Here is a 12,027-nt window from a genome sequence, read left to right as displayed (position 1 = left end):
ATTTCAAACTATAAACGCTTATTCATTTGCTTAACCATTTTATCTTTCCAAATTCTAAAATCTCCTGCTAAGATATGTTTTCTTGCTTCGCGAACCAACCACATATAAAAACCAAGATTATGAATGGTTGCGATTTGTTTTCCGAGTAATTCATTTACAGAAAACAAATGTTTTAAATAAGCTTTACTGTATTCCGTATCGACAAACGTAATTCCCATTTCATCTATTGGAGAAAAATCATCCTTCCATTTAGCATTTTTCATATTTATAGTTCCATGAGCTGTAAACAGCATGCCATTTCTAGCATTACGTGTTGGCATCACACAGTCAAACATGTCTATACCTAACGCAATATTCTCTAGAATATTAATTGGTGTTCCCACACCCATAAGGTATCTAGGTTTATCTTCAGGCAGTATGTCAGTAACCACTTCGGTCATGGCATACATTTCTTCAGCAGGTTCACCCACAGAAAGCCCACCAATAGCATTTCCTTCTGCTCCAGCATTCGCAATGTATTCGGCAGATTGTTTACGTAAATCTTTGTAAGTACTCCCTTGTACTATTGGAAAAAACGTCTGACTATAATCATACATGAAAGGTGTTTTTTCTAGGTGATTAATACATCTATCTAACCAACGATGGGTCATATGCATTGAACGCTTTGCATAGTTGTAATCGCAAGGATAAGGTGTACATTCATCAAATGCCATGATAATATCTGCACCAATACTACGTTGAATTTCCATTACATTTTCTGGTGTAAACATGTGCATACTACCATCAATATGTGATTTAAATTTAACGCCTTCTTCTTTTATTTTTCTATTAGCCGATAGAGAATAAACCTGATAGCCTCCAGAATCTGTTAGAATATTTCTATCCCAATTCATAAATTTATGTAAGCCACCTGCTTTCTCTAAAATTGGTGTTTGAGGTCTTAAAAACAAATGATAAGTATTGCCTAAAATAATATCTGGATTAATATCATTTTTAAGTTCTCGTTGATGTACTCCTTTTACAGAAGCCACAGTTCCTACAGGCATAAAAATTGGTGTTTCGATAACACCATGATCTGTAGTCATTACTCCTGCTCTTGCACTACTTTGTGCATCTTTTGCTTTTAATTCAAATGTCATACTTAATATAATGAATGGGCAAATATAATTAACAAAATGGGAGGAGCTTCTTAATAAAATCAAAATTGTTAGCAAATGCATGAAATTGGTTAATAAGTGTACACATTCTCTTTTTGCTATAGCTTTATAAACCTCTATTTTTGACTACTTAAATTTAACTTTAAAAACATGCCAAACACACAACAACTAAAAGATTTAACTACTCAAGTCCGTAGAGATATTTTACGAATGGTACACAAAGTCAACTCTGGACATCCTGGAGGTTCCTTAGGATGTGCTGAATTTTTCGTAAGTCTTTATAACCATATAATGGAGCACAGCACTAATTTTAATATGGATGGTAAAGGAGAGGATTTATTCTTTCTATCTAATGGCCATATTTCACCTGTTTATTATAGTGTTTTAGCAAGATCTGGATATTTTCCAGTTGAAGAATTAAACACCTTTCGTTTAATTAATTCTCGTTTACAAGGCCATCCTACAACGCATGAAGGCTTACCAGGAATACGTATCGCATCTGGTTCTTTAGGTCAAGGTATGAGTGTTGCTCTTGGTGCAGCGCAAGCAAAAAAACTAAATAATGATAATCATTTAATATATAGTCTTCATGGTGATGGTGAATTGCAAGAAGGTCAGAATTGGGAAGCTATTATGTACGCTTCAGCAAAAAAAGTTGATAATATAATTTCTACAATAGATTTAAATGGCCAACAAATTGATGGTTCTACAGACACCGTTTTAGCCATGGGAAATATTAAAGAAAAATTTGAAGCTTTTGGATGGATCGTTATTGAGATTGAACAAGGAAATGATATTGACTCCATTATAAGCGGAATGGCTGAAGCGAAGTCTAAAACTGGTCAAGGAAAACCTGTTTGCGTTTTACTAAAAACAGTAATGGGTAATGGTGTAGATTTTATGATGCACACACACGCTTGGCATGGTAAAGCACCAAATGACGAGCAATTAGCTATTGGTTTAGCTCAAAATGCTGAAACGTTAGGAGATTATTAATCATCAAATAAGAATAATGAAAACATATACATATACTCAAAAAAAAGATACACGAAGTGGTTTTGGAGATGGACTTACAGAGTTAGGGAGAACAAATCCAAATGTTGTAGCACTTTGTGCCGATTTAATTGGCTCTTTAAAAATGAATCAATTTATAAAAGAAAACCCTGAACGCTTTTTTCAAATAGGAATTGCTGAAGCCAATATGATGGGTATAGCAGCAGGATTAACCATTGGTGGAAAAATACCGTTTACAGGAACTTTTGCTAACTTTTCTACAGGTCGTGTTTACGATCAAATAAGACAAAGTATTGCTTATTCAGATAAAAACGTGAAAATTTGTGCCTCTCATGCTGGTGTAACGCTTGGCGAAGATGGTGCAACGCATCAGATATTAGAAGATATTGGATTAATGAAAATGCTTCCTGGCATGGTTGTTATTAATCCGTGTGATTATAATCAAACAAAAGCGGCAACTATTGCTATTGCAGATTATCATGGTCCTGTATATTTACGTTTTGGAAGGCCTTCAGTTCCTATTTTCACTCCAGAAAACCAGACTTTTGAAATCGGAAAAGCAATTCAATTAACTGAAGGTAAAGATGTTACTATAGTGGCTACAGGGCATTTAGTTTGGGAAGCTTTAGAAGCTTCTAAAGCGTTATATGAAAGAGGTATTTCTGCTGAAGTGATAAACATTCATACGATTAAACCACTAGATGATAAAGCGATTTTAGATTCAGCAGCAAAAACGGGCTGTATTGTTACTGCTGAAGAACATAACTATCTAGGTGGATTAGGAGAAAGTGTTTCTAGAGTACTTGCAAAACACAATCCAACACCACAAGAGTTTGTTGCTACTAATGATACTTTTGGAGAATCTGGAACTCCTGCTCAGCTTATGGAAAAATACGGTTTAAACAGCAACGCTATTATTAAAGCTGTTGAAACCGTTATGAAAAGAAAATAATTAGTCGTATTATTCGTTGTAATTATAAATCAATACAACGCATATTATGAAGAGATTCTTATTTACTAGCCTTTTACTTTTTGCCTTTGTATTTAGTTTACATGCGCAACAAGGAAAAGGCTTTGGTTTTAAAGGTGGTTTAAATTATAATGCCAATGGTGATTATTTTGAATCTATAGGCTCAAGTTCAGAAAATCCTGATAGAAATGTAGGATTTCATTTTGGCCTCTTTGGAAAATTAGGCGGAAAATTTTTCGTTAAACCAGAACTTGTATTTACTAGTACTAGAAGTGATTATGATGACGATAGTTTTAAAATGCAAAAACTTGATGCGCCACTTTTAGCTGGTGTGACATTCTTGAAATATTTTAATGTCTTTGCTGGACCTTCTTTACAATATATTATAGATACAGAATTTGAAGGTATTTCTATTGATGACATTGAGAATGATTTTACAGTAGGTCTTAATTTTGGAGTTGGAGTTAGTATTAATAAAATTGGAATAGATTTAAGATATGAGCGTGGTTTTAGTGAAAATGAAGCGACATTTATAAACAGTAATGACATAGATATAAGTAGGATTGATACAAGGCCAGATCAACTTATCTTAAGTATTTCATTACTCCTTTAAAATAAAAAAGCCACTTTACAAAGTGGCTTTTTTATTTATCTTTAATTTAGTTTATTCGATTGTGTCATCTAAATAATCTGGTATTCCATCACTATTCGAATCGGTTAAAATAATCGTATTTATTGTAATAACTCCATCTTCTTCACTTCTATCTACCTCATACTCATTAGAAGCAAGTATTGGTTCCATTTCTCCAATGTTTGTATCTACAATATATTCGACTTTTTCAATTTCATCAACAGTTAAAAGTGAATCACCATCATCATTGGTATCTAAAAAATTCGGAGATACGTCTTCATCTGTATCATCACTAAAAACATCTTTGTCACCATCTAAATCTTCAAGATATGAAGGTATTCCATCATTGTCATGGTCTAAAATAACAGTATCAACAAGATTAAATTTAAAAAATATTGGTGTATAGCTATCAACATCACCAATAGGTTGAGAAAAATAACCAATACCTGAAGGTATAAAACTCATACCAATACCATGACCATGATATGTAAGTGTACCATCTCCATTATCTGTAAACCCTGTAGATGTTTTAAACTCAAGAAGTGACTCTCTAAAACCTGTAACCACTCCAGAGGTAAGCCCTACAGTCGTTAAGTTAAATGACACAGGAGTCACAGCACTATCAAAAACAGTTTCATCAGACAATGTCCCTTCGTAACTCACAAAAGCTTGATCAATAAAATTTAAGTGACTTCCTAAACCTTCTCTTACTGTTAAGTAATATAATTTGTATTCTATGGTTTCATCAGATGGATCTGTAACCATTTTAAAGCTTAGCTCTGGGCTATCCATTAAAGACGTTACATTGTCTGGATTACCTTCAGGTATTTCGCTTACAACAATCTTATAAGTGTCATTTGCTAAACTATATGGATCTCCAAAATCAAATTCTTCATAATTATAGAAATGGGTTTCTAAATACTCTTCAATTTCAACGATGTCTTCGGCATAAACTTCTGCTCTATCACGATCAGGAACCGTTGAAGTACTTTCATCATCTTTATTACAACTAGTAACAGTAACCATTAAAGCTGCAATCCCTAAAGTAATTTTTCTTAATTTCATTATTGCTTATTTTTTTTGCTTGCAAGATACAATTTTAAACTAATTTTGCACAAGAACATTAACGTAGTTTTTTCAATATATTATATGCGAGTTGACAAGTATTTATGGTGTGTTAGGTATTTTAAAACAAGAAATATTGCAACCAATGCGTGTAAAAAAGGCCATGTGAAAGTTAATGGTGATACTGTAAAACCTAGTCGAGAAATTTATGCTACAGATATGATTACAGTCAGAAAAGATCAAATTAACTACACCTTAAAAGTTAATGATATTCCTTCTAGTAGAGTTGGTGCTAAGTTAGTTGATATTTACAGAACAGACACTACACCAAAAGAAGCCTTTAAAGCTAAGGATATTCTTAAGTATTCAAAAGATTATTATCGAAAAAAAGGAACAGGAAGACCAACTAAAAAAGATCGTAGAGATATTGAAGATTATCATGATGAGAATGAAAACTAAATTTAGTACTTTTAACTTTTCTCTTTTATAATTGAAAAACACTTACATCTTATGGAAAGCAAAGAAAACAGCATATTAACACATGAAGAAATTAATCATAAAATTAGACGCATTGCTTTTCAAATTTATGAGAGCAATATGAATGAAGATGAAGTTGTTTTAGCTGGAATAGATAGTAATGGTTATATTTTAGCTAAAAAATTAAAATTGATTATCTCTAAAATATCATCAATTAATCCCATTTTATGCAAAGTATTAATTGATAAGAAAAATCCAAGACAACCTATTAAAACTTCGATTTCGGCTGAAAACTACATGAATAAATCAGTTGTGCTAATTGATGATGTTTTAAATAGCGGAACCACACTTGTATATGGAGTAAAGCATTTTTTGGATGTCCCATTAAAACAATTTAAAACCGCAGTATTAGTCAATAGAAATCATAAAAAATATCCTGTTAAAGCCGATTTCAAAGGCATTTCATTATCGACCTCCTTACATGAGCATATCGATGTTGTATTAGAAGGTAAGCGCTTCGAAGCTTTTCTAAAATAATTTAAAGAGGATGGATTCTATGATTTCGTTTTCTGTTCTATCAGCATCGATTGTAAACTCTGCTTGTGTGTAAAATGGTATGCGTTCAAATAAGTGCTTCCCAACAAACTCTGTTAATTCTTCTTTTGTTTTAATATGAGAAACCAATGGTCTATTCTTTTTTTCTTTAAAGAGTCTGTCTACTAAATTAGTCATTGAAACTTTTAAATAGAGTGTTTTTAAATCTGATTTATTTATTAGTAAATCTAAATTATTACTATAACAAGGTGTACCTCCACCTAAACTAATCACATTTCTTTTAGTGTCTAAAACTAAAGTCTTAAGGGTTTCGTGTTCTAATTTTCTAAAATAGATTTCACCTCGTTTTTTAAATATTTCACTAATCTTTAGTTTCTCTTTTTTTTCAATCCATTCATCCAAATCAATAAATTCACAATCCAAAGTTTGTGCTAATTTTTTTCCAATTAGTGACTTTCCAGAGGTCATATATCCCAAGAGAATTATTTTCATTTTTATGTTATAAATTGATTCTTAAAAACATAGGCTAGTACTTCACAAAAAAACAAAAATTTATCTAAAAAAAGTATTGTTTTTTTAATTAAACATTTTATATTTGCACCCTCGTTAAGAGAAACAATTATGACCTGGTAGCTCAGTTGGTAGAGCATCTCCCTTTTAAGGAGAGGGTCCTGGGTTCGAGCCCCAGCCCGGTCACAAAAAAAAGTTAAGCAGTAGCTTAACTTTTTTTATTTATATTGCTTTTTATTTTTGCGCACGTGGCGGAATTGGTAGACGCGCTAGCTTGAGGGGTTAGTGTCCATTAGGACGTGGAAGTTCGAATCTTCTCGTGCGCACAATATTTCAACAACTTATCTGTAAAAAACACCGTATAATTTTTTATTAAAACGGTGTTTTATAATTTTGATGAATAAGCATTTACCTTGTTACACTTCCTGTCGGCAAAGACATTAGGTTTTGATTAAAATCATGTAGCGCTGGCGCTAAATCTACTCCTGCCACTCCGACTAATGGTTTCATTACAAAAGGAGCAGGAGAATCGTCAGGCACTGGTTCTATAGAAATTACAACAGTTCGCCCTCTAATATCTAAAGGAAAGGTTTCACCTACTGGTTCATTCATAAAAAAGTCTTCTCCAGGGACTGGTGGTCCAGCTGAAGCACCACTAAAAGGCGCTGCATTATCAGCTAAATTAAACGCTGTAAAAGTTCCAGTGCTTAAAGGACCTGAATCACCTACAACCCAACCTTCATAAGCCCAACCATCTGGTAACATTGGCAAAACAAAATTTGGCATTGGAGGTGCTCCTGGAGTTCCAAACCAAACTCCATTTTCATCATTACCATTATTCATTCCCGATTCATCTGTTGGTGTTCTTAAGAAAAATGCGCCTGCTGCATTACTAAAATCACCAACTATTCCTGTATCTATACTTGCTGTATCGCCTGAGAAATCTCCAGCTAGTATTTTTGTGTCAGCTGGAGCTGGATCTGGGTCTACTGCTGGTTCTATAGATACTACAAAAGTAGTCGCTGAGGCTAATTGTGCTGCATTAACTGTAAATGTTTGAGATGCTGCTACGCTAGTGAATGTTCCAGTTGAAACAGGTGCGCCATCAACAATAATCCAGCCTTCGTATACATAATCATTTCCGAGAGCTTCTAAACCATTTAAGTTTAGTGTTAATTCTGCTGTTGTAGAAATAGAGTTATCGTCATCGCTACTGCATGAAGTGGCAAAAATTCCTAATGCCAAAATTGCTAAAAACATTTTTTTAATCATTGTCATATAATTTTAGTTTATAATTATGAACCAAAATTATACAACAGACTTATCATAAAATGTTAGCTGTCTAACACTAAGCAATTTTTTTATAAATTCTTATTTCTTTTCTACTGAAGTCAAGCATTTCTTCATCTTTTAATTCATTTAAAAGAATGTTAAGTGTAGGTCTTGAAGTACCGATTAGTGAGGCGATATCCTTTTGAGTATATGGATGTTTTATAACATGATCTCCTGTTTTTTTACAATTATATCCATATTCTTCACACAATTGATCTAAAAATTCAATTAAGCGCGTTTTAGTGTCTTTAAAAAGAAGCAACTGTAAGCGTCTTTCTAGCTTTTGAAATTTAAAACCAATAAACTTATAAATTTTAAAACTAAAGGTTTGGTTGTTGCGCATTAAATCATGCATGGTTTCAACACCAATAGGACAAATTGACGTTTCATTATCTACAGATTGTGCAAATTCATTTCTTTTATTTGCTCCAAGAATGGCTTTTTCTCCAAATAATTCTCCGCGTGTTAAAATGGCTTTAACCACCTCATCTCCATCTTCATTATAATATCCTATTTTTACTTTGCCTTTTTCTATAAGGTATACCTTATTTGCAGAATCTTCTACAAAATAAATGTAATCCTTTTTTTTATAAGCATCAAAGTTATGATTCTGCTTATATGATTTAAATTTGTGAGGGCACAGAACTTTAAACAAATTGACATCATCGAAAAACCAAAGTGAATTCATTTTTACAATATTACATGTTTCACAAATGGTCGGTTAACACTTATATTACTTACAAAATTGAACAAAAAAAGCTCCTAAAATTATTCAGGAGCTTTAATGCTAATTTGAATTAATACTATTTAAGCATTATTCTCTTTCTTAATAAGATTTAGTGCAGAACCTTCATTATACCAATCGATTTGCGGTTGATTGTAAGTATGATTTAGCATGATAATATCTTTACTTCCATCTGAGTGAACCACCTCTAAGGTCAATGGTTTTCCAGGAGCAAACTCATTTAAATCCACAAAGTTGAACGTGTCATCCTCTTGAATTAAATCATAATCAGATTCATTACTAAAGGTTAAACCTAACATTCCTTGTTTTTTTAGGTTGGTTTCATGAATTCTTGCAAAAGATTTCACAATAACAGCAGCTACACCTAAATGTCTTGGCTCCATTGCAGCATGCTCTCTAGAAGACCCTTCTCCATAATTATGATCACCAACAACTACTGTTCTAACTCCAGCAGCTTTATAAGCTCTAGCTGTATCAGGAACACCTCCATACTCGCCAGTTAATTGATTTTTAACAAAGTTTGTTTTCTTACCAAAAGCATTAACAGCTCCGATTAAACAGTTATTAGAAATATTATCTAAATGTCCTCTAAAACGCAACCAAGGTCCAGCCATTGAAATATGGTCTGTTGTACATTTCCCAAAAGCCTTAATTAACAATTTAGCACCTTCAATTTTATTACCAATAGGCTCAAATGGTGTTAATAATTGTAATCTTTCAGAAGTTGGACTTACAGTAACTTGCACTCCACTTCCATCTGCAACTGGAGCTAAATAACCATTGTCTTTTACTTCAAAACCTTTAGGAGGTAACTCCCATCCTGTTGGCTCATCAAACATCACCTCTTCTCCATTTTCATTAATCAACTTATCCGTAATAGGATTAAAGTCTAAACGTCCAGCTATAGCAATAGCAGCAGTAATTTCAGGAGAAGCAACAAAGGCATGAGTATTAGGATTGCCATCTGCTCTTTTAGCAAAGTTTCTATTAAAAGAATGCACAATACTATTTTTTGGTGCATTTTTTGGGTCAGAATATCTAGCCCATTGACCAATACAAGGTCCACAAGCATTGGTAAATATTTTAGCATCTAGATTTTCGAAAACCTCTAGAATTCCATCTCTTTCTGCTGTATAGCGTACTTGTTCAGAACCAGGATTAATTCCCAATTCAGCTTTCATTTTTAATCCTTTATCTAAAGCTTGTTGAGCGATTGAAGAAGCCCTTGATAAATCTTCATAAGAAGAGTTCGTACAAGAACCTATTAATCCCCATTCAACTTTTATTGGCCAATCATTAGTTGTAGCAGCTTCATTCATTTTGCTTCCCACAGGTGTAGATAAGTCTGGCGTAAATGGTCCGTTTAATAAAGGCCCTAATTCAGATAAGTTAATTTCAATAACTTGATCAAAATACTGCTCAGGATTAGCATAGACTTCAGCATCACCAGTTAAGTATTCCTTAACTTGATTTGCGGCATCAGCAACATCAGCACGTTCTGTAGCTCTTAAATAGCGCTCCATAGATTCATCATAACCAAAAGTAGAAGTTGTTGCTCCAATTTCGGCTCCCATATTACAAATGGTTCCTTTTCCTGTACATGACATTGATGTCGCTCCAGGTCCAAAATATTCAACAATAGCACCAGTACCTCCTTTTGCAGAAACAATACCAGCTACTTTTAGAATCACATCCTTAGGCGCTGTCCAACCAGAAATTTTTCCAGTTAATTTAACGCCAATTAATTTAGGGAATTTAAGTTCCCAAGCCATTCCAGCCATGACATCTACAGCATCTGCTCCTCCAACACCAATTGCTACCATTCCTAGACCACCTGCATTTACAGTGTGTGAATCGGTTCCAATCATCATTCCTCCAGGGAAAGCATAATTTTCAAGAACCACCTGATGTATGATACCAGCTCCTGGTTTCCAGAAACCAATACCATATTTATTAGATACAGATTCTAAAAAGTCAAAAACCTCACTACTTACAGTATTGGCGTGTTTTAAATCTTCAGAAGCACCATCTTTAGCTTGTATTAGGTGATCACAGTGTACTGTAGTCGGAACTGCTACTTTAGCTTTTCCTGCTTGCATAAACTGTAATAAAGCCATTTGAGCAGTTGCGTCTTGACAGGCTATACGGTCTGGAGCAAAATCTACATAATCTTTTCCTCTTACAAATGCAGTAGTAGGATTTCCATCCCAAAGGTGATTATATAATATTTTTTCAGAAAGTGTTAATGGTTTACCAACAACTTCGCGTGCTTTATCTACACGCTCAGCCATTTGAGCATAAACCTTTTTTATCATATCAATGTCGAATGCCATATTTATTTATTTATTGGTTGATTAATACAGTTTTTTAGGTCTTGCAAAAATACACATTTTTACGATATTTTAAAAAATATATAATAAAAACGAACGATTACTAAACATAATTCAATAAATAAGCATTTTTATGAATATATTTTGCGCTATTACTAATTTATTTATTAAAAAAATAATAAATTAACAAGTGTTTAAAACTAAAAAACTAATGATTTTAGATGATTTAATAAGTTAGAAGCTATCTGAGATTACTTATTAAAGTGAAATTTAACAAGGGTAATTATTAAAATAAGCTTTTAATAATTTGATCTTCAGAAATCCCTTCAGCTTCTGCCTTATAGTTTTTAATAATTCTGTGACGTAAAATACTAGGCGCAACAGCTTGGATATTTTCAATATCTGGTGAGAATTTGCCGTGTATTGCAGCGTGAGTTTTTGCTGCTAAAATTAAGTTTTGTGAAGCTCTTGGACCTGCTCCCCAATCGATATAGTTCTTAACTAAATCTATTGCAGAATCACTATTAGGTCTTGTTTTCCCAACCATAGATACCGCATATTCTATCACGTTATCTGCAACAGGAATACGACGAATAAGTTGTTGAAAATTAATAATCTCATCAGCAGAAAACAAAGCATTGACTTGTACTTGTACATCTGTAGTCGTTGTTTTAACCACTTGTACTTCTTCTTGAAACGAGGGATAATCTAAGTTAATAGCAAACATAAAACGGTCTAATTGAGCTTCAGGTAAAGGATACGTTCCTTCTTGCTCAATAGGGTTTTGTGTCGCTAATACAAAATAAGGTAAACTTAGCTTATAATGATGTCCAGCAACTGTTACAGCGCGTTCTTGCATAGCTTCAAGCAAAGCGGCTTGTGTTTTTGGTGGTGTTCTATTTATTTCATCTGCTAAAATAATATTAGCAAATATTGGTCCTTTAATAAACTTAAACTGTCTATTCTCGTCTAAAATTTCACTTCCTAGTATATCACTAGGCATAAGGTCTGGTGTAAATTGAATACGCTTAAAGTCTAAACCTAAACTTTGAGCAATTGTATTGACCATTAATGTTTTTGCTAATCCTGGAACACCAATAAGCAATGCATGTCCACCAGAAAAAATAGAAATTAGGATTTGGTTTACAACATCATCTTGCCCAACAATAACTTTAGCAATTTCTTGTCTTAAGGCTTTATATTTTCTAACAAATTGTTCTACAGCTGCTACGTCTGACATA

At 33.2% G+C, this 12,027-nt stretch carries 12 protein-coding genes and 2 tRNA genes; 7 read left to right on the top strand and 7 right to left on the bottom strand.

What is annotated here, in order from left to right; all coding sequences use genetic code 11:
* Positions 1-8: 8 nt before the first annotated feature.
* Positions 9-1,139: a tRNA guanosine(34) transglycosylase Tgt gene (gene tgt, locus ACFS5M_RS11780; RefSeq protein ID WP_183488331.1), complete on the bottom strand. Its 1,131-nt coding sequence runs from the start codon at positions 1,137-1,139 to the stop codon at positions 9-11.
* Positions 1,140-1,307: 168 nt separating this feature from the next.
* Between tgt and ACFS5M_RS11775 the strand changes: the two genes are divergently transcribed.
* From ACFS5M_RS11775 to ACFS5M_RS11765, 3 genes are read left to right on the top strand one after another with little or no spacing between them, the layout of a single operon-like run.
* Positions 1,308-2,153 (top strand): transketolase, encoded by an 846-nt coding sequence (locus tag ACFS5M_RS11775; RefSeq protein WP_183488333.1) that lies wholly within the window; start codon positions 1,308-1,310, stop codon positions 2,151-2,153.
* A 16-nt stretch (positions 2,154-2,169) separates the two neighbouring features.
* On the top strand, positions 2,170-3,123 hold the full coding sequence (locus tag ACFS5M_RS11770; protein ID WP_183488334.1) for a transketolase family protein: 954 nt from the start codon (positions 2,170-2,172) through the stop codon (positions 3,121-3,123).
* A 46-nt stretch (positions 3,124-3,169) separates the two neighbouring features.
* On the top strand, positions 3,170-3,754 hold the full coding sequence (locus ACFS5M_RS11765) for an outer membrane beta-barrel protein (RefSeq protein ID WP_183488336.1): 585 nt from the start codon (positions 3,170-3,172) through the stop codon (positions 3,752-3,754).
* A 51-nt stretch (positions 3,755-3,805) separates the two neighbouring features.
* On the opposite strand, the gene ACFS5M_RS11760 is transcribed toward ACFS5M_RS11765, so the two are convergent.
* On the bottom strand, positions 3,806-4,837 hold the full coding sequence (locus ACFS5M_RS11760; RefSeq protein WP_183488338.1) for an FKBP-type peptidyl-prolyl cis-trans isomerase: 1,032 nt from the start codon (positions 4,835-4,837) through the stop codon (positions 3,806-3,808).
* Positions 4,838-4,921: 84 nt separating this feature from the next.
* On the opposite strand from ACFS5M_RS11760, the gene ACFS5M_RS11755 reads away from it, so the two are divergent.
* Complete coding sequence (locus ACFS5M_RS11755; protein WP_183488340.1) at positions 4,922-5,296, top strand: RNA-binding S4 domain-containing protein; 375 nt, start codon at positions 4,922-4,924, stop codon at positions 5,294-5,296.
* Positions 5,297-5,347: 51 nt separating this feature from the next.
* Positions 5,348-5,851 (top strand): phosphoribosyltransferase family protein, encoded by a 504-nt coding sequence (locus ACFS5M_RS11750; RefSeq protein WP_183488342.1) that lies wholly within the window; start codon positions 5,348-5,350, stop codon positions 5,849-5,851.
* Here the strand turns inward: ACFS5M_RS11750 and ACFS5M_RS11745 are convergent.
* Positions 5,843-6,361, bottom strand: coding sequence for a shikimate kinase (locus tag ACFS5M_RS11745; RefSeq protein ID WP_183488344.1), 519 nt, complete (start codon positions 6,359-6,361; stop codon positions 5,843-5,845). The two genes, ACFS5M_RS11750 and ACFS5M_RS11745, sit on opposite strands and share 9 nt — an antisense overlap.
* 131 nt (positions 6,362-6,492) lie before the next feature.
* Here ACFS5M_RS11745 and ACFS5M_RS11740 point away from each other — a divergent pair.
* Positions 6,493-6,565, top strand: a tRNA-Lys gene (locus ACFS5M_RS11740).
* A 56-nt stretch (positions 6,566-6,621) separates the two neighbouring features.
* Positions 6,622-6,705: transfer RNA gene (locus tag ACFS5M_RS11735), tRNA-Leu, on the top strand.
* Between the two features lie 82 nt (positions 6,706-6,787).
* Here ACFS5M_RS11735 and ACFS5M_RS11730 read toward each other — a convergent pair.
* The 4 genes from ACFS5M_RS11730 to ACFS5M_RS11715 all read right to left on the bottom strand — a co-directional run bounded on the left by ACFS5M_RS11730 (position 6,788) and on the right by ACFS5M_RS11715 (position 12,026).
* Complete coding sequence (locus ACFS5M_RS11730) at positions 6,788-7,651, bottom strand: anti-sigma factor (RefSeq protein ID WP_183488897.1); 864 nt, start codon at positions 7,649-7,651, stop codon at positions 6,788-6,790.
* A gap of 76 nt (positions 7,652-7,727) precedes the next feature.
* Positions 7,728-8,399, bottom strand: a complete 672-nt coding sequence (locus ACFS5M_RS11725) for a Crp/Fnr family transcriptional regulator (protein ID WP_183488346.1) — start codon at positions 8,397-8,399, stop codon at positions 7,728-7,730.
* Positions 8,400-8,518: 119 nt separating this feature from the next.
* Positions 8,519-10,789 carry an aconitate hydratase gene (locus ACFS5M_RS11720; protein WP_183488348.1) on the bottom strand — a complete coding sequence of 757 codons (2,271 nt, stop codon included), beginning with the start codon at positions 10,787-10,789 and terminating at the stop codon, positions 8,519-8,521.
* Positions 10,790-11,072: 283 nt separating this feature from the next.
* Positions 11,073-12,026, bottom strand: a complete 954-nt coding sequence (locus tag ACFS5M_RS11715) for an AAA family ATPase (RefSeq protein WP_183488350.1) — start codon at positions 12,024-12,026, stop codon at positions 11,073-11,075.
* Position 12,027: the final 1 nt, after the last annotated feature.

Origin of the sequence: Lacinutrix iliipiscaria (assembly GCF_042686125.1) — a bacterium.
In the GTDB taxonomy this organism is placed as follows: domain Bacteria; phylum Bacteroidota; class Bacteroidia; order Flavobacteriales; family Flavobacteriaceae; genus Oceanihabitans; species Oceanihabitans iliipiscarium.
The sequence above is the reverse complement of the archived record's forward strand: the minus strand, read 5'-3'. Positions and strand labels throughout refer to the sequence as shown.